We start from the raw sequence: 20,723 nt of genomic DNA on the forward strand, positions 1-20,723 counted from the left end.
CACAAGCCAAAGAATGACCCCCCGCCCCATGCCCCCGTTACTGCATCCGCTGCAAATTCACGACAGCCGAAAGGGCCGACAATGAAAAACGAAATTGCTGCGTCAGGGTGACTCCCTCATTCTGGAAATGCGCCAACGATAGCCGAGCAGAAAAGCAGAGAAACCGAAAACATGAGCACCGCCAGCACCCCCAGTTCTTCCACCAAGATCCGCTGCGCCTGGGCCCAGACCGACCCGCTGCTGGCGGCCTACCACGACGCCGAATGGGGCGTGCCCGAGCACGACAGCCGCGCACTGTGGGAAAAGCTGATGCTCGACGGCTTTCAGGCCGGGCTGTCGTGGCTCACCATCCTGCGCAAGCGCGATGCCTTCCGCAAGGCCTTCAAGGGTTTCGTACCAGAGAAGATCGTCAAGTTCACGGCCGCCGACGTCGACCGGCTGATGCAGGACGCCGGCATCGTGCGCTCGCGCTCGAAGATCGAGGCGACCATCGGCAACGCGCGCGCCTACCTGGCCATGCAGGCGGCGGGCGAAGATTTCTCGGCGTTCATCTGGGGCATGGCCGGCGGCAAGCCCATCGTCAACCGCACGGGCAGCGTGCCGACCAAGACGCCGCTGTCGGAAGAAATATCGGCGGCGCTCAAGAAGCGCGGCTTCAAGTTCGTGGGGCCGGTGATCGTCTACGCGTGGATGCAGGCGACCGGCATCGTCGACGACCACGCGGCCGACTGCCACCGGCACGGGGCCAAACGCAAGTAGCCCTTTCGAACTCGAGCGCCCACAAAGAAAAACCGGACCAGGCTTTCGCCCGGTCCGGTTTTTCTTTTTTTGGCTCGTGAGCTGAAGCGGCTTGCGCCGCGACAGATTACAGGCCGGCTTGACGCGTGAAGCTGCGTGCTTGCGTGGGGATCACGCTGCCGGCGAACGATTCGCGGCGCAGGTTCTGGCCGGGGGCGTGGGCAGCGGCAACGGCTTCGTTGCGAACCGCGGCGCGGTCGGCCGGAGCGGTCAGGGCGGGAGCCACGGACGCCGACACTTCGTCGCCGTATGCGTTGCCGGCACGGGCAGCTGCAACGGCTTGGGGCGCCACGTCGGCGCGGCTGTAGCCGGAGGTCACGGCGTGCACGCCTTCGTAGGTTTCTGCATGGGCGCCAGCGGCGGCGAGCAGGGACAGGGCGGCAGCGGCGAGGATGTTCGAGGTCTTCATTTCATTTCCTTCTTGATTGGGCTTTGAGGTGTCCCGAAGTTTGCACCCGAATTCCTAGGGAAAACCCTATTCAAATGAATCGCAGTGTTCATGAAATTGAAACAATGACGAGGAACTTTCTGACGCGGCTAACTCAAGTGCCCTGTCCGACGCCAAAAACAGGGAAAGTTTGCATACTTTCCGACTAGCGCGTCAAGCGGCGCCGCCCCGGCCGAGCCCGGGCCCGGCCGAAAAACCCGGCGGATGCGGGCCCCGCGGGAAGGTCAATGCTGGCGCGGCCAAGCGCGCAGCACCGTCCGGATGGCCCGCGCGCCGCCGGCCTTGACCTCGGCCTTGTAGGCATCGACCAGCGCATCGCGCTCGGCAGTGGCTTGCGGGTCGTTGCGCCACGCCAGCAGCGCGGCCGCCTCCTCGTTCGACAGCGACACGAGCTGCGCCTGCGTGATCTGCCGCTCCAGCTCGCGCGCCACGATGAGCATGTTGCGCTGCCGCGTCGAGGTCACGCCGCGCGACCACAGCGATTCAAGGGCGCCATCGAGCGTGCGCTCGGGCAACGAAGTGAACTGGCCGGCATTGCCGCGCGCCAGTTGCTTGACCACGGCGGTCATCAGCAGCTGGCTCGAAAAATCGACCTCGCGCGTGTCGGCCACGGCCATGCGGTCGAGCAGCTCGGTGCGCACCGCGTCGGGCGGAACGGCCTGCTGCTGCTTGAAGAACTCCGCGCGCGTGGCGTCGTTCATCGCGGCGTATTCGGCGCGGATCTTCACCAGGTGCGCAACCGCGCGCAGGGTCGGCGCATTCGGCGCGGCCCCGCCGTGCCCGGCCGCGGCAACGGCCGATTGCACGGCCGCCATCGCGGCAGCGGTATTGAAAGACTTCGAGGCCGCCGCATCCAGCGCCTTGAGCGCGCTGCCCGCCATGGCGAGGTCTGGCGGCTCGAGTTGCTGTTGCGCATCGCGTGCCACGGCGCCGGGCGCATAGGCGGCCTGGTAGCGCGCCTGCACGCCCTCGAACTGCAGCAAGGCTTGCGCCCGGTTCTGCGCCCAGCCCGCCAACGGGGCCATCAACGCGAACAGAAACAAAAGCAACAGCGAAAGAAAACGAGACGGACGCAACGCAGAGTGCGGAGACTGGCGGTTCAGGGAATGCATGGCGCCATTATTGGCGCGCCCGCATTCCCCCTCCCCGCATCAAGCCGGCGCAAGTTCCTTGCGCAGCAGCTTCGCGGCCGTGACCATGTTCGACAACGCCGCCTCGGTCTCGGGCCAGCCACGGGTCTTGAGGCCGCAGTCGGGGTTGATCCACAGGTTCTGGTGCGGCACCACGCCCGCGGCCTTGCGCATCAGTCGCACGATCTCTTCGACCGACGGCACGCGCGGCGAGTGGATGTCGTACACGCCCGGACCGATTTCGTTCGGGTAGCGGAAGCCGCCCGAATTGTTCTCGCCACCCTCTCCGCCGAACGCGCGCAGCAGTTCCATGTCGGAGCGGCTGGTTTCGATGGTGATCACATCGGCGTCCATGGCCGCGATTTCCGGCAGGATGTCGTTGAACTCCGAATAGCACATGTGCGTGTGGATCTGCGTCTCGTCGCGCACGCCCGAGGCGCTGATGCGAAAGGCGCGCGTGGCCGACTCCAGGTACGCGGGCCAACCGGCGCGGCGCAGCGGCAGGCCTTCGCGGATCGCCGGCTCGTCGATCTGGATGATGCCGATGCCCGCGCCTTCCAGGTCCACCACTTCGTCGCGGATCGCCCAGGCAATCTGCTCGCAGGTCATGGCGCGCGGCTGGTCGTCGCGCACGAACGACCACTGCAGGATGGTGACCGGGCCGGTCAGCATGCCCTTCATCGGCAGCCTGGTCAGGCTCTGTGCATAGGCGGTCCACTCGACCGTCATCGCAGCGGGGCGCGCCACGTCGCCGAAGATCACCGGCGGCTTGACGCAGCGCGAACCGTACGACTGCACCCAGCCGTTGGCGGTGAAGGCAAAGCCGTCGAGCTGTTCGCCGAAGTACTCGACCATGTCGTTGCGCTCGGCTTCGCCATGCACCAGCACGTCGATGCCCAGCTCTTCCTGCTTGCGCACGGCCAGCGCGATTTCGGCGCGCATCTTCTCGCGGTAGCCGGCCGCATCGAGCTCGCCGCGCTTGAAGGCGGAACGCGCGGCGCGAATGTCCGATGTCTGCGGGAACGAGCCGATGGTGGTGGTCGGCAGCGCAGGCAACGCGAAGCGCGTGCGCTGCACCAGTTGGCGCAGCGCAAAGACCGACACGCGGCGGTCGTCGCCGGCCACGCTGCGCGCCAGGCGCAGCGCCACTTCGGCGCGGTGCACGCGCGGGCTGGCGCGGCGCGCGGCCACCGCTGCGCGGCTCACGGCCAGCTCGGAGGCGACCGAGGCTTCGTTGCCATCGACCACCGCGCGCAGCACGCGCAGTTCATCGAGCTTCTCGATAGCGAAGGCCAGCCACGACTTCAGTTCGGCATCGAGCTTCGTCTCGGCCGCGAGGCTGAACGGCACATGCAGCAGCGAGCACGACGGTGCGATCCACAGCTCGCCCTTGTGCTTTTCGGCCACGGGCTTGAGCCTGGCCAGCGCCGCATCGACGTCGGTGCGCCAGATGTTGCGGCCATCGACCACGCCGACCGACAGCACCTTGTGCGCCGGCAGCCAGTCGGCCACGCCGGTCAGCTCCTGCGGCGAACGCACCGCGTCCACGTGCAGGCCCGCCACCGGCAGCTGGCAGGCCAGGCGCAGGTTGTCGGACAGCGGCGAGAAATACGTCGCCAGCAGCAGCTTGGGGGCGCTGCGGGCCAGTTGCCAGTAGGCACGCTCGAAGGCATTGCGCCAGGGCTCGGGCAGGTCGAGGCCCAGGATGGGCTCGTCGATCTGCACCCATTCCACGCCTTGCTGCTTCAGGCGCGCGAGCACCTGTTCGTACACCGGCAACAGCGCATCGAGCAGCGAGAAGCGGTCGAGGCCGGCTTCCTTTTCCTTGCCCAGGTACAAGAAGCTCAGCGGCCCCAGCAGCACGGCCTTGACCGCATGGCCCGCCTGCTGCGCCTGCGCCACTTCGTCGAACAGGCGCGACGACGCCAGCTTGAACTGCGTGTCGGCCTTGAACTCGGGCACCAGGTAGTGGTAGTTGGTGTCGAACCACTTGGTCATTTCCAGCGCGAAGGTGCCTTCGGCGCCGTGGTTGCAGCTGGCGTCGTGCACGTGGCCCGCTTCGTCTTCCACGCCGCGCGCCATCTTGAAGTAGCGCGACAGCTCGGGCTCGTCGCCCTTGAAGTCGAAGCGCGCCGGCTCGCAGCCCAGCAGCTGGATGTGGTTGGCCACATGGTCGTAGCAGGCGAAGTCGCCCACGGTCACGAAGTCGAGCCCCGCGTCGCGCTGGGCCTGCCAGTGGCGCGCGCGCAGCGTCTCGCCGACGGCTTCGAGCGCGTTGCGGTCGATCTCGCCGCGCCAGTGCTTTTCGAGAGCGAACTTGAGTTCCCGGTTGGCGCCCATGCGCGGAAAGCCGAGGGTGTGGATACGGGTGGTCATTTGCAGGTGGTCCGGTCGCTGAATCTTGGGAATCCACGATGGTCGGCGTTTGAGGCATATGATTCAAACGAAACCTTTTGCCCATTCGCTTGAATCATTTTCATGTTGCCTCATGCTGCAATCGATCCTTGAAATCCGCCACCTGCGCACGCTGATCGCGCTGCGCGACACCGGCAGCCTGGTGCGCGCCGCGCAGTTGCTCAACCTCACGCAGTCGGCGCTGTCGCACCAGATCAAGCTGCTCGAAGACCGCTATGGCGCGCAACTGTTCGAGCGCAAGTCGGTGCCGCCGCAGTTCAGCACCACCGGGCTGCGGCTGCTGCAGCTGGCCGACACCGCGCTGCCGCTCATCGAAGAAGCCGAGCGCGACGTGGCGCGGCTGGCGCTGGGCCGCAGCGGGCAACTGCGCATCGTGGTCGAGTGCCACACCTGCTTCGACTGGCTGATGCCCGCCATGGACGCCTTTCGCCAGCGCTGGCCCGAGATCGAGCTCGACATCGTCTCGGGCTTTCACCCCGACCCGATCGCGCTGGTGATGCAGAACCGCGCCGAGGTGGCCATCGTGTCCGAGGAAGACCCCGACGAAACGGTCGACTACCACGCGCTGTTCCGCTTCGAGATCATGGCGCTGCTGGCCAACGACCATCCGCTGACGGCCAAGGCGCACCTCACGGCGCGGCACTTCGCGGACCAGACGCTCATCACCTACCCGGTGCCCGACGAAATGCTCGACATCGTGCGGCAGGTGCTGGCGCCGGCCGGCGTGGAGCCCGCGCACCGTCGCACCACCGAACTGACGGTGGCCATGCTGCAACTGGTGGCCAGCGGGCGCGGCGTGGCCACACTGCCGCTGTGGGCGGTGCAGAACTACCTGGACCGCGGCTACGTCACCGCGCGCCGCGTGGGCGCCAGGGGGCTGACCGGGCGGCTCTACATGGCATGCACGCAAGCCACGTCGAACCAGCCATGGCTGGCGGACTTCGTGCGCATCACGCGCGAGAGTTGCTTCAAGAGCCTGCCGGGCATCGAGCTGCTCTGACCCGCCAGGCGATGCAGCAGAATCGCGGCCATCGATTCGAAGACAGGATGACGCCCCCATGGCACTGACGAAAAAGGGCAGGTACTGGTACGGCAGTGGCCCCGACGACACCCGCACCGAACTGCTGCGCTACAGCAAGGCCAACGCCTACATTGCCACCCGGTTCGCGGAATCGGTGTGCACTTGCGGCCATCGCGCCTTCAGGCTCGAGAGCGACGAAGAAGCAGGCGCCGCGCGGCGCACCTGCCTGGCCTGCGGCACGGCTCACCTGATGGGCGACAGCGCCGAGTTTGCCGACGAGGCCGACTTCGACAACCACGAATGCGTGTGCGCGGCCGAGAGCTTCGAACTGCTGTCGGGCGTTGCGCTCTACAGCGAGAGCAACGACGTGCGCTGGTACTACCTGGGCTGCCGCTGCACGGCATGCAACCTGGTGGGCGTCTTCGCGGACTGGAAGTGCGAAGCCGGAGACGCCGACGCTTTTCTTGCCGCGGCCTGATCGCTTCCGTCGTTGCCGCCAACAGCATCGCGCATCCACGCCCTGAAGGCGGCCACCTTGGGCCGGTTGTGGCTGTCCTCGGGGTAGACGAGGTAGTAGGCAAAGTCTTCGAGCCAAGTGACCTCCGACAGCTGCACGAGCCGGCCCTCGGCAATGTCGTCCGCCACCAGCGCCGCCGGCAGCAGGCCCGCGCCCTGCCCCGCCAGCACGGCCTTCAGCAACAGGCCCGAATCGTCGAAGGACGGGCCGCGCGCCGGCCCCGCGTGGTCGATGCCCTGTGCCTCGAACCACATCGCCCAGCCCTTGCGCTCGGTGTCGTTGACACGCGGCCAGCGCGCCAGATCGACCGGGGCCGAGGGCATGCCAAGGCTGCGCACCAGCGGGGGCGCCGCCACGGGCACGATCTCGACCGTCAGCACGCGTTGGCTGCGCAGGCCCGCGTAGCGGCCCAGGCCATGGCGGATCGCGACGTCGACACCGTCGCGTGAAAAATCGGCCAGCGTGTGGCTGGACGACACCTGCAGGTCGATGTCGGGGTGCGCATCCTGGAACGACTTCAGACGCGGCACCAGCCACGCCGAGGCAAAGAACGGCGTGGCGCTGACTGTGAGGATGCCTGTTTCCGGTGGCACGGCCACGCGGCGCGTGGCGTCGCTGATCTGCCTGAACGCATTGCGCACGGGCGGCAGGTAGGCCTGGCCGGCATCGGTCAGGAAGATGCCGCGATTCACCCGGCGAAACAGCTCCACGCCCAGGTGCAGCTCCAGTGTCTTGACCAATTGGCTCACCGCGCCGGGGGTCACGCTCAGCTCGTCCGCCGCATTCTTGACGGACAGATGGCGCGCCGTGGCTTCGAAGGCGCGCAGTGCGTTCAGGGGCGGAAGCTGGTGTTCTGTCATTTAGTTAATCTGATCCGAAACCCGCAGAAGATCTGGTTTGCGCGACGCAAGAGGAAGGCGGAATATTGGCACAGCCAAGCCGAAAGAGAAACCACCTTGCTCCGTACACCCGACCTTCATGGCATCAGATATTCTGATGCTTCAAACGCCACCACGAACGACCGCCTCCACTACCTGGAGATTGCCGAACTGGCGGCCCGCATCCGCGCGCGCCAAACCTCTCCGGTGGCCGCCACGCGTGCACAGCTCGACCGCATCGCCACCCTCGACGGCGCGCTCCACAGCTACGCACTGGTGATGGCCGATGCGGCAACGGCCCAGGCCGAAGCAGCCGAAGCCGAGATCGCAGCGGGCCACTATCGCGGCCCGCTGCACGGCGTTCCCATCGCGGTGAAAGACCTGTGCCAGACCGCAGGCTTCGCCACGGCCACCGGCATGGCGGTCCACAAGCACCACATCCCGACCGAAGACGCGACCGTGGTGCGCCGCCTGAAAGAAGCCGGCGCGGTGCTGCTGGGCAAGCTGCAGCTGACCGAAGGCGCCTACTCCGACCATCACCCTTCCGTCGTGCCGCCGGTCAATCCGTGGAACGCGGCGCACTGGCCCGGCATGTCGTCCAGCGGCTCCGGCGTGGCAACGGCCGCGGGCCTGTGCCACGGCGCGCTGGGCTCCGACACCGGCGGCTCGATCCGCTTTCCCTGCGCGGCCAACGGCCTCACCGGCATCAAGCCGAGCTGGGGCCGCGTGAGCCGCCACGGCGTGTTCGAACTGGCGGCGTCGCTCGACCACGTGGGCCCGATGGCGCGCAGCGCGGTCGATGCGGGCATGCTGCTCGGCGTGATCGCCGGCGCCGATGCGAACGACCCCACCGCGGCGCTCGATGCCGTGCCCGACTACGTTGCCGCCGCGAGCCAGGGCGCGCGAGGGTTGCGCATCGGGCTCGACCCGGCCTGGAACGGCGATGGCGTGGATGCGGAAACGCAGGCCATGCTGCGGCAGTCGCTCGACGCTTTTCGCACGCTCGGCGCGCACATCGTCGAGCTGCAACTGCCGGACATGGCGCAGGCCGTGGCCGACTGGTTTCCGCTCAGTGCCACCGAAGCCGCCGTTGCGCATGAAGCGACCTATCCATCGCGCAAGGACGCCTACGGCCCGGTGCTCGCCTCTGTCATCGAGGCCGGCCTTGCGGTGCGCGGCACCGACCTGCAGAAGATCGCGCTGCGCCGCATGGCCCTGCGCGGCCGCGTTGCCGCGCTGTTCGGCCGCGTCGACCTGCTGCTGGCGCCGGTGCATCCGTTCGGCTCGCCCACCGTCGCGGCAATGCAGGCGCTGGGCGAAGAACCCGCACTGGTGTCGGCCTTGTTGCGCTATACCTGTCCCTTCGACATGACCGGCCATCCGACCCTCACGCTGCCCGGCGGTGCCAACGCCACGGGCATGCCGCTGGCGTTCCAGCTGGTCGCGGCGCACATGGACGAGGCGACGCTGGTTCACGCCGGCGCCGCATTCCAGGGCATCACCCGCTGGCACCGCCGCCACCCGCTGGACTGAAAGAAGAACATGGAGACTCCGACCTTGACCTCGTCATCCACGCCGCCCAACCCGCGCATCTTTCGCGGCTGGCTGGTGGTCGCGGGCGCATTCGCCGTGACCTTCGTCGGCTTCGGCTGCGCCTACACCTTCAGCGCCTTTCTCGAGTCGCTGCAGAAAGACTTCGGCGCCTCGCGCGGCTCGGTGTCGCTGGTGTTCTCGCTGGCCGGCTTCCTGTACTTCGGGCTCGGCGTGCTGAGTGGACCGTTGGCCGACCGCTGGGGCTCGCGGCGGCTGGCCGTGGGCGGCATGGTGCTGGTCGGGCTGGGGCTGGCCGTTGCCAGCCAGGCGCAGAGCCTGATGCAGATCTACCTGGCCTACGGGCTGGGCGTCGGCCTCGGGGTCGGCGCCTCGTATGTGCCGGTGCTGGGCGCGGTGCAGCGCTGGTTCGTCAAGCGGCGCGGCTTTGCATCGGGGCTGGCCGTGAGCGGCATCGGCGTCGGCACGCTGGTGATGCCGCCGCTGGCCTCGTTCTTCATCGAGCAGCTGGGGTGGCGGCATGCCTACCTGGCGCTCGGCATCCTCGCGGCGGTGGTGGGCGTGGGCATGGCGCTGTTGATCGAGAACGACCCGCGCGACCGGGGGCTCGGGCCCGACGGCGATCCGCCGCAGCCGCAGGCCGCATCGGCCCGGCCGGCGGGCTTCACGGTGCGCGATGCCGTGCGGTCGAAGCGCTTTGCCGGCCTGTATGCGGCCTGCCTGATCAGCTCGTTCGGGTTGTTCGTCCCCTTCGTGCACCTGGTGCCGTACGCACTCGACCATGGCGTGGCATCGACTTCGGCCGTGCTGCTGCTGGGCGCCATCGGCGTCGGCAGCACGGCCGGCCGGTTCTTCCTGGGCGGGCTGGCCGACCGCATGGGGCGGCCGCGCACCATGCTGCTGATGTCCACGGGCATGGCGCTGTCGCTGATCGTCTGGGCGGTGTCGGGCGGGTTCTGGGGGCTGGCCGTATTCGCGCTCGCCTACGGCGTGTTCTACGGCGGCTTCGTGGCACTGCTGCCGGCCCTGGTGATGGACTACTTCGGCGGACGCAACATCAGCGCGATCATCGGCGTGCTGTACACCAGCGTGGCGGTGGGCACGCTGGTCGGGCCGGCGGCCGCGGGCTTTGCCTTCGACATCAGCCACAGCTACATGCTGCCGATTCTTTTCAGCGTGGGCGCGAACCTGGTTTCGGCCGTCATCATGGGTGCGATGTCGAGGCTGGACGCCGCGAGAGGTACAGTCGGGAATGACTCCACAACCGCCCGCCGTCTCTAGCCCGCCACCCGTGGCTACTCCCGAAGCCATCACGGAGACCCAGGCGTTCACGCGTGCCTGGGTTCTGTTCTTCGTGCTGTTCGTCGTCGTGATCGGCGTTCTGTGGGCCGTTCAGGCCCGCTTCGGCTGAACGCCGGCCACCCCTCCAGACGCTTCCGCTGCCCCGTCGCAGCCGGGAAAACTCAGGACGCCTTCTGCACCAGCTTCAGCACGCTCGAGAAATCGAGCGCGCCGTGGCCGGCCAGGCTGTGTGCCGCATACAGGCTGCGCGCCAGGCCGCCCAGGGGCGTCGACGCACGCACCGCGCTCGCGTTTTCCTGGGCCAGCCCCAGGTCCTTGAGCATCAGGTCGGTGCCGAAACCGCCCGCATAGTTCTTCGACGCGGGCGAGGTTTCCATCACGCCCGGCATCGGGTTGTACTTCTCGAGTGCCCAGTTGCCACCCGAACTGCGGCGCATGATTTCGGACAGCACCTTGGGGTCGAGCCCATTGGCCACGCCGAGCGCCAGCGCTTCCGACGTGCCGATCATCAAGATGCCGAGCAGCATGTTGTTGCAGATCTTCGCGGTCTGCCCCGCGCCTGCCGCGCCGGCGTGGAAGATGTTGGCGCCCATTTTTTCGAGCACCGGGCGCGCGCGCTCCAGGTCCTTCGTGTCGCCGCCGACCATGAAGGTCAGCGTGCCGGCAATGGCGCCGCCGGTGCCGCCCGACACGGGCGCATCGATCATCGCCACGCCCTTGGCGGCGGCGGCCTCGGCCACCTTGCGCGACGTGGCGGCGGCGATGGTGCTGCTGTCGATCACCAACGTGCCGGCCTTGATGCTGTCGAGCAGGCCGGGCTTGCCCGCGCCGCCGAGGAACAGGCCTTCGACATGCGCGCTGGCCGGCAGCATGCTGATGACGACTTCGGCATCGGTCACCGTCTCGGCCGCCGATTTGGCAATCGGCAGGCCCTCGGCGCCGAACTTCTTGCAGGCTTCCGCCGAGAGGTCGAAGGCGCTGAGCGTGTGGCCGGCCTTGTGCAGGTTCAGGGCCATCGGGCCGCCCATGTTGCCGAGGCCGATGAATGCGATCTTCATGTGTCTTGTCTCCGTTGTTCTGTGCAGGGGGTAAAGCCGGTCAGGCCAGCGATGCCAGCTCGGCCGGCATCTCGCCGCGCGGGCGCAGGTGGTCTTCGATGAATTCGGGCGTGATCTCTTCGAGCGTGGCCGGACTCCAGCGCGGGTTGCGGTCCTTGTCGACCAGCACCGCGCGAATGCCTTCGGCAAAGTCCTTGTGCGCGCAGAAGCCCAGCGACGCCCAGTACTCGAGGCGGAACACCTCGGCCAGCGACATGCGGTGCACGCGCTGCCAGAGCTCGAAGCTCAGCGCGGCCGAACTGGGCGCGCCCTTGGTGAAGGTCTTGGCGGCGGTCTGCAGCCATGCGTCGTCGCTTTGCAGTTCGCGCAGGCGCTTCGCAATGTCGAGCAGGTCGTCGCCGGCCATCAGGGCATTGATGGCGTCGTAGTGCTCGCGCACCTTCGACGCGGGCATCTCGGTGCCTTCGCCCGCTTTCGCGAGGATGCGCGACAGCGTGGCGCGATCGGCCTTGCCGTTGCCGCCGGCCCAGGTGGTGGCGGCAATGGCGTCGATCACGTCGCCCTTGCGCTCCTGCGGCACCAGCACGTCGGCCAGGCCGCAGAAGATGGTGTCGGCCGCGTTGACGTTGGCCGCCGTGAGCGCCAGGAACAGGCCGGTGCGGCCCGGCGTGCGGCGCAGGAACCAGCTGCCGCCCACGTCGGGGTACAGGCCGATGTTGATCTCGGGCATGGCGATGCGGCTTTGCAGCGTCATCACGCGGTGCGAGGCGCCAGCCAGCAGGCCCACGCCGCCACCCATCACGATGCCGTGGCCCCAGCAGAGAAAGGGCTTGGGGAAGGTGTGGATCAGGTGGTCGAGCTCGTACTCTTCGCGGAAGAAATCTTCGGCGTAGGTGTTGCGCTCGGGGCCGCAGTCGAGCAGCGTCTGGTAGAGCTGGCGCAGGTCGCCGCCGGCGCAGAAAGCCTTTTCGCCCGCGGCCTGCAGCAGCACGCCGACGATGCCTGCGTCTTGCGCCCATTCACGCAGCTTGGGCGTGAGCAGGCGCACCATGTCCACGGACAGCGCATTGAGCGAAGCCGGCGCATTGAGCGTGGCAACGGCAAAGCGCTGGCCGCCGGCGGTCTTGATTTCGTCGAAGAGAACTACGTTGTCGGTCATTGTTTTTTCAGGTCCTGGAGGGCGGGGGTTCACGGTGCGGTCAGCGGATATCGCTGTCGCCTTCCAGCAATTTTCGCGCAACGATGACGCGCATGATTTCGTTGGTTCCTTCAAGGATCTGGTGCACGCGTGCGTCGCGCACCAGCCGCTCCAAGGGGAACTCGCTCAGGTAGCCGTAGCCGCCGTGCAGCTGCAGCGCGTCGTTGCAGACGTTGAAGCCCGCATCGGTCGCGAAGCGCTTGGCCATCGCGCAATAGGTGCTCGCATCGGCATGGCCGGCGTCGAGCTTGCTGGCTGCAAGCCGCACCATCTGCCGCGCCGCCACCAGCTCGGTCGCCATGTCGGCCAGCTTGAACTGCAGCGCCTGGAAGCTCGCGAGCGGCTTGCCGAACTGCTGGCGTTCGTGCAGGTAGCGGCGGGCCGCGTCGAGCGCGCCCTGCGCCGCGCCCACCGAGCAGGTCGCGATGTTGATGCGCCCGCCGTCCAGCCCCTTCATGGCAATGCGAAAGCCCTCGCCTTCCTTGCCCAGCAGGTGGTCGGCCGGAATGCGCACGTTGTCGAAGTTGATGGTGCGCGTGGGCTGGCTGTTCCAGCCCATCTTGTGCTCCTTCTTGCCGTAGCTCACGCCCGCCGCATCGGCCGGCACCGCGAAGGCCGAGATGCCGCCCGCGCCGCCGCCGCCCGTGCGCGCCATCAGCACCAGCACGTCGGTCGCGCCGGCGCCCGAGATGAAGGCCTTGCCGCCGTTGATGACGTATTCGTTGCCCTGCAGCTCGGCGCGCGTCTTGAGCGAGCCCGCATCCGACCCGGCGCCCGGTTCGGTCAGGCAGTACGAGGCCAGCTTGCGCCCGCTCGTCAGCTCTTCGCCCCACTGCTGCGCCACCGCGTCGGTGGCCCAGGTGCCGAGCATCCACGTCGCCATGTTGTGGATCGTGATGAAGGCCGTGGTCGACGGATCGACCGCGGCCATTTCCTCGAACACCAGCGCCGCGTCGAGCCGCGGCAGGCCTAGGCCGCCGATGCGCTCGGGCGCATACAGGCCGCAAAAGCCCAGCTCGCCGGCCTTGGCGATGGCTTCCTTGGGGAAGATGGCTTCCGCGTCCCACTGCGCCGCGTGCGGCGCGAACTCGGCCTGTGCAAAGTCGCGCGCGGTCTGCGCAAAGGCGTTCTGTTCTTCGGACAGTTCGAAGTTCATTGTTGTTCGCGACCCTTCCAGCGGTCCAGTTCGGCGGTCCGCTTGCGGGTCGATTTCTCCAGGCACGAATTGAAAACCAGCGGCCAGATGGAGCCGCCTTCGTTCGCTTTCGCGGCACGCTTGCAACCGGGGTCGCGGCCCTTGAGCCAGGCCCGCTGTTCGTTGCGCAGCGCGACGCGCATCTGCGGCGAGAGCGTCTTCATGACCTCGCCGTAGCGGATGTTGAGCGCCGCATCGGCGGCCCGGAAATCGCGCAGCGCGCAGTCGTTCATCTGCTGCTGGTTTCCGTTGGGATTGCAGTCGATCGGCTCCTCGGAGCCGGCCGCCCGCGCCCCGCCGGCAAGCAACGCGACCGCCGCCAACGCGCCCCAGGCCGCGACGCGAAGCCCATGCCTCATTTGAGGCTGATGGTGGTGTTGACGCCGTGCGAAACGGTGCTGTCGTCGAACCAGCGTGCCGTCACGGTCTTGGTCTGCGTGTAGAACATGATGACCTGCTTGCCGTAAGGGCCCAGGTCGCCGAGCTTGGAAGCACGCGAGCCGGTGAACGAGAACATCGGCACAGGCACCGGAATCGGCACGTTGATGCCGACCTGGCCCACGTCGATGTCTTCCTGGAAGCGGCGTGCCGCGGCACCCGACTGCGTGAAGATGGCCGTGCCGTTGCCGTTCGGGTTGCTGTTGATCAGGTCGATGGCTTCGTCGATGGTCTCGGCATCGGCAATGCACAGCACCGGGCCGAACACTTCCTGTTCATAGATGGTCATGCCGGGCTTCACGCCGGTGAAGATGGTCGGGCCGACGAAGTTGCCCTTCTCGTAGCCGGGCACGGTGGGCTTGCGGCCGTCGAGCACCAGCTTGGCGCCGTCGGCTTCGCCGCGTTCGATGAGGCTGTTCACGCGGTCGTACGCTGCGCACGAAACCAGCGGGCCCACGTCGACGCCCTTGTCGGTGCCGGCGCCGATCTTCAGCGTCTTGGCCTTCTCGATGAGCTCGGGCACCCAGTTGCGCGCCTCGCCCACCAGCACCGCCACCGACACCGCCATGCAGCGCTGTCCGGCGGCACCGAAGCTCGCGCCGGCCAGCGCATTGAGCGTTTGCTCCTTGTTGGCGTCGGGCATCACGATGGCGTGGTTCTTCGCGCCCATCATGCATTGGGCGCGCTTGCCGTTCAGCGTGGCGCGGTTGTAGACGTGCGTGCCGACCTTGGTCGAGCCGACGAAGCTGATCGCCTTGATGTCCTTGTGGTCGCAGATGCCGTTGACGATGGCTTCGCCGCCATGAATCACGTTCAGCACGCCGGGCGGAATGCCGGCTTCGAGCGCCAGTTCGCACAGGCGCATGGTGACCATCGGGTCTTGCTCGGAGGGCTTCAGCACGAAGGTGTTGCCGGTGACGATGGCCATCGGGAACATCCACAGCGGGATCATGGCCGGGAAGTTGAACGGCGTGATGCCGGCGCACACGCCCAGTGGCTGCAGCAGCGTGTAGGTGTCGACGCCGTTGGCCACGTTGTTGGCCAGCTCGCCCAGTTGCAGGTTGCCGATGTTCGATGCGTGCTCGACCACTTCGAGGCCGCGGAACACGTCGCCTTCGGCATCGGGCAGCGTCTTGCCCTGTTCGGCCGTGAGGATGGCGGCCAGTTCGCCCATGTTCTCGCGAATGAGCTGCTGCAGCTTCAGGAAGATGCGGGCGCGCGTGCCGATGGGCGTCTTGCGCCAGGTCTTGAATGCTTCCTTGGCGGAGGCCACGGCGGCATCGAGCTCAGCGGGCGTGGCAAAGGGCACGCGGGCCAGCACCTGCTGCGTGGCCGGGTTGACGACGTCGCGCCATTCGGTGGTCTTGGATTCGACGAGCTTGCCGCCGATCAGGAGCTTGACGGTGGTGACCTGGGCAGTCGAGGAATTGGGGGTGGTGGTGGCGTCCATGGGGGTTTGTCTCCTGTGAATCTCGGAAAAGCGATGCCGGTTCGAACCGGTGCAGCCCGCATCCTAGCTTTGCAGATTTGCCATGACAATAGACAAATATGCGCCACGGCTTTGCAAATTTGCAGAGTCGCCAGGGTGCAACCACTGGAAGGCACGCAAGCACATGGACTGGGACAACCTGCGCTACTTTCTGGAGCTGGCCCGCTCCGGCACGCTGATGAGCGCGGCACGCCGGCTCGAGGTCGACCACACCACGGTGGCGCGGCGCATCCAGGCGCTCGAGAAAGAAGTCGGCGCCCCGCTCTTCTCGCGCGAATCGGGTGGCCACCGGCTTACCGAGGCGGGCCGCCGCTTGCAGCCGCAAGTGGAAGCGATGGAGAGCGCCTTCCAGGCCGTGGAGAGCACCGCGCCGGCCTCGCAGGAAGGCCTGTCGGGGCTGGTTCGCATCGGCGCGACCGAAGGCTTCGGCACCGTGGTGCTGGCACCGCAGCTGGCACTGTTCGCGGTGCAGCACCCCCGGCTCACCATCGACCTGCTCGCCATGCCCCGGCTGGTGCACCTGTCGCGGCGCGAGGCCGACATCGTGATTTCGCTGGAGAGGCCGGCACGAGGGCCGGTGGTGGTGACCAAGCTCACCGACTACACGCTGAGGCTGTACGCATCGAAGAAATACCTGGCGGCGCACAAGCCGATCAAGACGCGCGAAGACCTGCGCGGCCACACCTTCATCAGCTATGTCGATGACCTGCTGTTCAGCAAGGAGCTGCAGTACCTGGACGAGCTGCACCGGCCCGACAGCTTTGCGCTGCGCAGCACCAGCGTGCTGGCGCAGCACAGCGCCGTGGCGGCGGGCGCGGGCATTGCCGTGCTGCCGGCCTTCGTTGCGGAAAGCGACAGCGCGCTGCGCCCGGTGCTGCCGGGGCAGGCGAACTTCACGCGCACCTTCTGGATGTCGATGCCCGCGGAAACCAAGCACCTCGTGCGGATGCAGGCAACCTGGGAGTTCCTGCGGCAGACCGCCGAAGCGCAGCGCAAGCACCTGCTGCCCGAGCTCTGACGCCGCACGCCGGCGCCGATGCCGGCGCTGGCCGGCGTTGGCCGGGACGTCAGTGCCGCGACGGCGCGATGCCCGGAAAGTTCTGCGCCACGAAGTCCACGACAAAAGCCTGCGGGTCCGCGCGCAGTTGCTGCGTTTCCGCCTGGTCGAGATAGCCGCGCCAGACCTGGCGGATCTGGTCGGCCAGGTCTTCGGCAAAGCCCATCTGGCTGCCCACCATCTCCTGCCAGGTTCCGTTCGCACCGAACGTCTTCGCGAGCCGGGGCTCCAGCGCTTCGAGCGTCGCCCTTTGCGCGTCGTCGAGCTGGTCGATGGCGTCCAGCACAAAACAATCCACCAGCCGCAGCAACGGCTTTCCTTCGTATCTGCTCATCGTCGGTTTGCCGCCCTTCGGCCGGCCTTCGTTCATTCGTCGTCAGTCGGCATAGGCCGGGGTTTCAGAAGCGGCGAGAGTATGCCCGCAGCGCCCGGGGCCTGGCAGCGGAAATGCGTGCCGCCCATCCATAAAAAAAGCAGGGCCCGCTTTCGCTGCCCTGCCCTTGCCTTGTCGCCGACGCGTCGGCAGCCCTGATGACTACTGGATCAGCTTGGCACCCGTCTTGGCCTGCAGCGCATCGAAGGTGACGCCGGGCGCCAGTTCGATCACCTTCAGGCCTTCAGGCACCACGTCCATCACCGCCAGGTCGGTGATGATGCGGTCGACCACGCCCACGCCGGTCAGCGGCAAGGTGCACTTCTCGAGGATCTTCAGGTCCTCGGTGCCGTCCTTCTTCTTGGCCACGTGTTCCATCAGCACGATCACGCGCTTCACGCCGGCCACGAGGTCCATGGCACCGCCCATGCCCTTGACCATCTTGCCGGGGATCATCCAGTTGGCGAGGTCGCCCTTGGCGCTGACCTGCATGGCGCCCAGGATCGACAGGTTGATCTTGCCGCCGCGGATCATCGCGAAGCTGTCATGGCTGCCGAAGATGGCGCTGCCGGGCAGCGTGGTGACGGTCTGCTTGCCGGCGTTGATCAGGTCGGCGTCGACCTGGTCTTCGGTCGGGAACGGGCCGATGCCGAGCATGCCGTTTTCGCTCTGCAGCCAGACTTCCTTGGTGCCGGTGTGGTTGGCCACCAGCGTGGGAATGCCGATGCCGAGGTTGACGTAGAAGCCGTCTTCGAGTTCTTGCGCGGCACGGGCCGCCATCTGGTCTTGGGTCCAGGGCATCTCAGGCTCCTTCTTTCTTGTTGGCGGGCACGGTGGGCACGGGCTGTTCGCTGCCGGCGGCGGCCTGCGCGATGACGGCCTGGGCCTCGACCTTGGCGGCGGCGGCATCGACGGGCGCCGATGCGCTCACGGTGCGCTTCTCGATGCGCTTCTCGGGGTTGGCGTTGAGCACGATGCGGTGCACGTAGATGCCCGGCAGGTGAATGTCGTCAGGGGCCAGTTCGCCGACTTCGACGATCTTCTCGACCTCGACGATGCAGACCTTGCCGGCCATGGCGGCGGCCGGGTTGAAGTTGCGTGCCGTGAGGCGAAAACGCAGGTTGCCCGACTTGTCGGCCACGTCGGCCTTGACGAGTGCCACGTCGGGCACCAGCGAATGTTCCATGACGTAGGTCTCGCCGCCGAATTCGCGCAGTTCCTTGCCTTCGGCCACCTGTGTGCCGACGCCGGTCTTGGTGAAAAAGGCCGGAATGCCCGCGCCGCCCGCACGCAGCTTTTCGGCCAGCGTGCCCTGGGGCGTGAATTCGAGGGCCAGCTCGCCCGCGAGGTACTGGCGCTCGAACTCCTTGTTCTCGCCGACGTAGGACGCGATCATTTTCTTGATCTGGCGCGTCTCGAGCAGCTTGCCGAGACCGAAGCCGTCGACGCCCGCGTTGTTCGAGATGACGGTGAGGTTCTGCACATTGGTGTCCTTCAGCGCGTCGATCAGCGCTTCGGGAATGCCGCACAGGCCGAAGCCGCCGACCGCGAGCGTCTGCCCGTCGGCCACGACCCCCTTGAGTGCCGCGTCCGCGGAGGGATAAATCTTGTTCACTCGGGCTCCTTGATGGATGAATGGAGAGTGGTGGAAAAGCCTTGAACGATACTACCTACTCGTATACGTAGTATTTCGTAATGGTGACCCCCGATGCCCGAGATCGATTACCGGCTGGCTTTTGAACATGCACCCGTCGGCATGGTGGTTTCGAGCAACCGCACGATCGTGGCGTGCAACGTGCGGGTGTGCGAAATTTTCGGCGCAACGCCCTCCGCGCTGGTGGGACATTCGTTCAGCATCCTGTACCCGAGCGTGGCCGAATTCGAGCGCATCGGCAAGCGGATGGAACCGTTCCTGAACGCGAGCGGCCATTACGCGGACAACCGGATGATGAAGCGGCTGGGCGGGCTGCACGGGGCGATAGCGGGCGAGACTTTCTGGTGCCACGTGACGGGGCACGCGATGAACCGGGCGGCGCCGCACGAAGCGGGCATCTGGACGTTCGAGGACCTGGGTTCCCGGCGGGCGGTAACGGCGCAACTGACGCCACGAGAGCGCGAGGTGGCGGCACAGGTGATGCGCGGGTTGACGTCGAAGGAGATCGGCAAGGCGCTGGACATCAGTCACCGCACTGTCGAGTTGCACCGGGCGCGGTTGATGCGCAAGTACCAGTCGTCTACTACGGCCGAGCTTGTGCAGAAGCTGATTGCTGGGTAGCTTTTTGCTGCTGTTCTTGGCGCTGCTGTTCGGGAGCGGGTGCATTCTTTGTGCGTGCACAGGACACCGGGTACTTCCCTCCGCGAATGTCCCCCGCTTCGCTCCTCCTTTATTTCGCTGCGGGAAGCACCCGATGCCCTGCGCACCTGGGCACGCTGTGCGCTTGCGGCCGATCAACCTGCGCTCTGGGGTCGCTCACGCCGATGGCGTGTTCTGCGCAGCGAAATAAAGACACCGTTATGCCTGTCAAGCGCTGGCAGCCTTTCCGTAGTTCGCATCGAAGGGCTTGCCCGATCTCAAGACGCCGTAGGCGATGGCCAGGAGCTTGTGCATGCAGGCCACAGCGACCAGCTTGCCGGGCTTGTTCTGCGCCTTCAAATGCTTCCAGAACCGCGCCACCAACGGGTTGTGCCTGCCCGCCACCAGGGCCGGGAAGTAAAGCGCCTTCTTGAGCGCTGCGTGCCCCTGCGGGTGGGTTCCTCGTCGCTTGTCCAGCGAAGTGCCGGACTGCCTGATCATCGGCGTGAGGCTGGCATAGGCGATCAGTGCCTTGGCGCCGGTGAAGCGCTCGGGGCGCCCGATGTAGGCCAGCAGACGGGGAATTGTCTTGCCTCCCAGGCCGGGGATCGTTGCCAGCAGCGCGCTGCGCTGCTGCAGATCGGGGTCGTCGTCGATGGTCTTGCGGATCTGCTTGCACACCTCCTCGATGGAGTGGTCCAGGCTTGCGATGACCGCCATCAGGGAGGGCCTGACCGACTCGTGGGCCACCTGCAGGCGGTTGGACTCGCCTTGCCTGAGCTGCTGCAGCGTGTCCAGCCGGGCCACGAGCGCCTGCAGGCAACGCACGCTGGGCGAAGGCGCCTCCCACAACGCCGGAGCGGTCCTGTCGCAAAACCGTGCCAGGGCCTTCGCATCGCCCTCGTCGGTCTTGTTGCGCACCCGCTCCAGCTCCATGAACCGCTTGACCTGCAGCGGGTTGACGACCGAGACCGCCACGGCGTGGTCGTGCAGGAAAAGCGCCAGGCCCTCGTGGTACGGCCCCGTGGCTTCCATACAGACATGGGCGCTGGCCTTGCCGCCAGGCAGATGGAAATCCAGCCATCGCAGCATGTCCGCGAAGCCGCCGGCATTGTTGGGGAACACCTTGGAGCGGTACTTGCCGTCCTCTTTGAGCCACGCCGCATCGAGCTTCATCTTGCTGATGTCGACTCCTACTTTGCATGTCACGGTGGTACTCCTTGGATCAAGAGTCAATGCGCCACATCCGACATGCACAGCCTGATATGCGGGGTCATCGCCAGCGCACAGCCGGCGACGCCCCAAGACACCGTTCGAGCTACAGCGTCGAATCCGTCCGGTTCCCCAGTCTTTATTACGGGCTGGTCGGCCCAAGGAGGAGAACGGGGTCTACCGAACGGGCTCCCTTCAGCGCCACGGGAGCGAGAGGAACAATATCAGGAGGAGCGAAGCGGGGGACATTCGCGGAGGGGAGTACCCGGTGTCAGTCGCACTCGCCAAAGAATGACCCCGCTCCCATACAGCAGCACCAAGAACACGTCCCCGATGCGTCATCCGCACAA

General features: G+C 66.8%; 20 protein-coding genes. 7 read left to right on the plus strand and 13 right to left on the minus strand.

The window, feature by feature from the left end; all coding sequences use genetic code 11:
• The first annotated feature begins 171 nt into the window (after positions 1-171).
• Entirely contained in the window at positions 172-759 is a 588-nt protein-coding gene (locus DBV14_RS17250; RefSeq protein WP_124460387.1) for a DNA-3-methyladenine glycosylase I, read from the plus strand.
• Positions 760-865: 106 nt separating this feature from the next.
• Here the strand turns inward: DBV14_RS17250 and DBV14_RS17255 are convergent, their stop codons facing one another.
• The 3 genes from DBV14_RS17255 to metE form a co-directional block, all read right to left on the minus strand.
• Positions 866-1,207, minus strand: a complete 342-nt coding sequence (locus DBV14_RS17255; protein ID WP_124460388.1) for an alpha/beta hydrolase — start codon at positions 1,205-1,207, stop codon at positions 866-868.
• 263 nt (positions 1,208-1,470) lie between these two features.
• Entirely contained in the window at positions 1,471-2,358 is an 888-nt protein-coding gene (locus tag DBV14_RS17260; RefSeq protein WP_124460389.1) for a hypothetical protein, read from the minus strand.
• Positions 2,359-2,397: 39 nt separating this feature from the next.
• Complete coding sequence (gene metE, locus DBV14_RS17265) at positions 2,398-4,752, minus strand: 5-methyltetrahydropteroyltriglutamate--homocysteine S-methyltransferase (protein WP_124460390.1); 2,355 nt, start codon at positions 4,750-4,752, stop codon at positions 2,398-2,400.
• Positions 4,753-4,864: 112 nt separating this feature from the next.
• Between metE and DBV14_RS17270 the strand changes: the two genes are divergently transcribed.
• Entirely contained in the window at positions 4,865-5,791 is a 927-nt protein-coding gene (locus DBV14_RS17270) for a LysR family transcriptional regulator (RefSeq protein WP_124460391.1), read from the plus strand.
• 58 nt (positions 5,792-5,849) lie between these two features.
• Positions 5,850-6,290: a hypothetical protein gene (locus DBV14_RS17275; RefSeq protein WP_124460392.1), complete on the plus strand. Its 441-nt coding sequence runs from the start codon at positions 5,850-5,852 to the stop codon at positions 6,288-6,290.
• Here the strand turns inward: DBV14_RS17275 and gcvA are convergent.
• Positions 6,191-7,189: a transcriptional regulator GcvA gene (gcvA, locus tag DBV14_RS17280; RefSeq protein WP_124460393.1), complete on the minus strand. Its 999-nt coding sequence runs from the start codon at positions 7,187-7,189 to the stop codon at positions 6,191-6,193. The two genes, DBV14_RS17275 and gcvA, sit on opposite strands and share 100 nt — an antisense overlap.
• 123 nt (positions 7,190-7,312) lie before the next feature.
• Here gcvA and DBV14_RS17285 point away from each other — a divergent pair, with 123 nt between their 5' ends.
• Complete coding sequence (locus DBV14_RS17285; RefSeq protein WP_260397094.1) at positions 7,313-8,740, plus strand: amidase; 1,428 nt, start codon at positions 7,313-7,315, stop codon at positions 8,738-8,740.
• 24 nt (positions 8,741-8,764) lie between these two features.
• Complete coding sequence (locus tag DBV14_RS17290) at positions 8,765-10,039, plus strand: MFS transporter (protein ID WP_260397092.1); 1,275 nt, start codon at positions 8,765-8,767, stop codon at positions 10,037-10,039.
• 182 nt (positions 10,040-10,221) lie between these two features.
• Here the strand turns inward: DBV14_RS17290 and mmsB are convergent, their stop codons facing one another.
• Genes mmsB through DBV14_RS17315 form a run of 5 tightly spaced genes read right to left on the minus strand, consistent with a single transcriptional unit; the run spans position 10,222 to position 15,399 of the window.
• A complete protein-coding gene (gene mmsB, locus DBV14_RS17295; protein ID WP_124460396.1) occupies positions 10,222-11,118 on the minus strand; it encodes a 3-hydroxyisobutyrate dehydrogenase in 897 nt (298 codons plus the stop codon).
• 40 nt (positions 11,119-11,158) lie between these two features.
• Positions 11,159-12,277 carry an enoyl-CoA hydratase/isomerase family protein gene (locus DBV14_RS17300; RefSeq protein ID WP_124460397.1) on the minus strand — a complete coding sequence of 373 codons (1,119 nt, stop codon included), beginning with the start codon at positions 12,275-12,277 and terminating at the stop codon, positions 11,159-11,161.
• 40 nt (positions 12,278-12,317) lie between these two features.
• Positions 12,318-13,472, minus strand: coding sequence for an acyl-CoA dehydrogenase family protein (locus DBV14_RS17305; RefSeq protein ID WP_124460398.1), 1,155 nt, complete (start codon positions 13,470-13,472; stop codon positions 12,318-12,320).
• Positions 13,469-13,834: a lysozyme inhibitor LprI family protein gene (locus tag DBV14_RS17310; protein WP_260397093.1), complete on the minus strand. Its 366-nt coding sequence runs from the start codon at positions 13,832-13,834 to the stop codon at positions 13,469-13,471. Before DBV14_RS17310 ends, DBV14_RS17305 begins: the two co-directional genes overlap by 4 nt.
• A gap of 32 nt (positions 13,835-13,866) precedes the next feature.
• Complete coding sequence (locus DBV14_RS17315) at positions 13,867-15,399, minus strand: CoA-acylating methylmalonate-semialdehyde dehydrogenase (protein ID WP_124460400.1); 1,533 nt, start codon at positions 15,397-15,399, stop codon at positions 13,867-13,869.
• Between the two features lie 163 nt (positions 15,400-15,562).
• Here DBV14_RS17315 and DBV14_RS17320 point away from each other — a divergent pair, with 163 nt between their 5' ends.
• Positions 15,563-16,456 (plus strand): LysR family transcriptional regulator, encoded by an 894-nt coding sequence (locus DBV14_RS17320; RefSeq protein ID WP_124460401.1) that lies wholly within the window; start codon positions 15,563-15,565, stop codon positions 16,454-16,456.
• A gap of 49 nt (positions 16,457-16,505) precedes the next feature.
• On the opposite strand, the gene DBV14_RS17325 is transcribed toward DBV14_RS17320, so the two are convergent.
• The 3 genes from DBV14_RS17325 to DBV14_RS17335 all read right to left on the minus strand — a co-directional run bounded on the left by DBV14_RS17325 (position 16,506) and on the right by DBV14_RS17335 (position 18,483).
• Positions 16,506-16,829 carry a hypothetical protein gene (locus tag DBV14_RS17325; protein WP_185546048.1) on the minus strand — a complete coding sequence of 108 codons (324 nt, stop codon included), beginning with the start codon at positions 16,827-16,829 and terminating at the stop codon, positions 16,506-16,508.
• A 201-nt stretch (positions 16,830-17,030) separates the two neighbouring features.
• A complete protein-coding gene (locus DBV14_RS17330; RefSeq protein WP_124460402.1) occupies positions 17,031-17,669 on the minus strand; it encodes a 3-oxoacid CoA-transferase subunit B in 639 nt (212 codons plus the stop codon).
• A gap of 1 nt (position 17,670) precedes the next feature.
• Positions 17,671-18,483: a CoA transferase subunit A gene (locus tag DBV14_RS17335; protein WP_124460403.1), complete on the minus strand. Its 813-nt coding sequence runs from the start codon at positions 18,481-18,483 to the stop codon at positions 17,671-17,673.
• A gap of 93 nt (positions 18,484-18,576) precedes the next feature.
• Here DBV14_RS17335 and DBV14_RS17340 point away from each other — a divergent pair, with 93 nt between their 5' ends.
• Entirely contained in the window at positions 18,577-19,143 is a 567-nt protein-coding gene (locus DBV14_RS17340) for a LuxR C-terminal-related transcriptional regulator (protein ID WP_124460404.1), read from the plus strand.
• 246 nt (positions 19,144-19,389) lie between these two features.
• On the opposite strand, the gene DBV14_RS17345 is transcribed toward DBV14_RS17340, so the two are convergent.
• A complete protein-coding gene (locus DBV14_RS17345; RefSeq protein ID WP_185546049.1) occupies positions 19,390-20,370 on the minus strand; it encodes an IS110 family transposase in 981 nt (326 codons plus the stop codon).
• Positions 20,371-20,723: the final 353 nt, after the last annotated feature.

Source organism: Variovorax sp. KBW07, assembly GCF_003852515.1.
Lineage (GTDB): Bacteria > Pseudomonadota > Gammaproteobacteria > Burkholderiales > Burkholderiaceae_C > Variovorax.

What these genes read in the sequence shown, in the direction of transcription:
- DBV14_RS17330 (WP_124460402.1), bottom strand. Translation starts at nt 17,669, where the DNA reads ATGCCCTGGACCCAAGACCAGATGGCGGCCCGTGCCGCGCAAGAACTC.
- DBV14_RS17255 (WP_124460388.1), bottom strand. Translation starts at nt 1,207, where the DNA reads ATGAAGACCTCGAACATCCTCGCCGCTGCCGCCCTGTCCCTGCTCGCC.
- DBV14_RS17315 (WP_124460400.1), bottom strand. Translation starts at nt 15,399, where the DNA reads ATGGACGCCACCACCACCCCCAATTCCTCGACTGCCCAGGTCACCACC.
- DBV14_RS17250 (WP_124460387.1), top strand. Translation starts at nt 172, where the DNA reads ATGAGCACCGCCAGCACCCCCAGTTCTTCCACCAAGATCCGCTGCGCC.
- gcvA (WP_124460393.1), bottom strand. Translation starts at nt 7,189, where the DNA reads ATGACAGAACACCAGCTTCCGCCCCTGAACGCACTGCGCGCCTTCGAA.
- DBV14_RS17340 (WP_124460404.1), top strand. Translation starts at nt 18,577, where the DNA reads ATGCCCGAGATCGATTACCGGCTGGCTTTTGAACATGCACCCGTCGGC.
- DBV14_RS17275 (WP_124460392.1), top strand. Translation starts at nt 5,850, where the DNA reads ATGGCACTGACGAAAAAGGGCAGGTACTGGTACGGCAGTGGCCCCGAC.
- mmsB (WP_124460396.1), bottom strand. Translation starts at nt 11,118, where the DNA reads ATGAAGATCGCATTCATCGGCCTCGGCAACATGGGCGGCCCGATGGCC.
- DBV14_RS17325 (WP_185546048.1), bottom strand. Translation starts at nt 16,829, where the DNA reads ATGAGCAGATACGAAGGAAAGCCGTTGCTGCGGCTGGTGGATTGTTTT.
- DBV14_RS17305 (WP_124460398.1), bottom strand. Translation starts at nt 13,472, where the DNA reads ATGAACTTCGAACTGTCCGAAGAACAGAACGCCTTTGCGCAGACCGCG.
- DBV14_RS17320 (WP_124460401.1), top strand. Translation starts at nt 15,563, where the DNA reads ATGGACTGGGACAACCTGCGCTACTTTCTGGAGCTGGCCCGCTCCGGC.
- DBV14_RS17270 (WP_124460391.1), top strand. Translation starts at nt 4,865, where the DNA reads ATGCTGCAATCGATCCTTGAAATCCGCCACCTGCGCACGCTGATCGCG.
- DBV14_RS17300 (WP_124460397.1), bottom strand. Translation starts at nt 12,277, where the DNA reads ATGACCGACAACGTAGTTCTCTTCGACGAAATCAAGACCGCCGGCGGC.
- metE (WP_124460390.1), bottom strand. Translation starts at nt 4,752, where the DNA reads ATGACCACCCGTATCCACACCCTCGGCTTTCCGCGCATGGGCGCCAAC.
- DBV14_RS17260 (WP_124460389.1), bottom strand. Translation starts at nt 2,358, where the DNA reads ATGCATTCCCTGAACCGCCAGTCTCCGCACTCTGCGTTGCGTCCGTCT.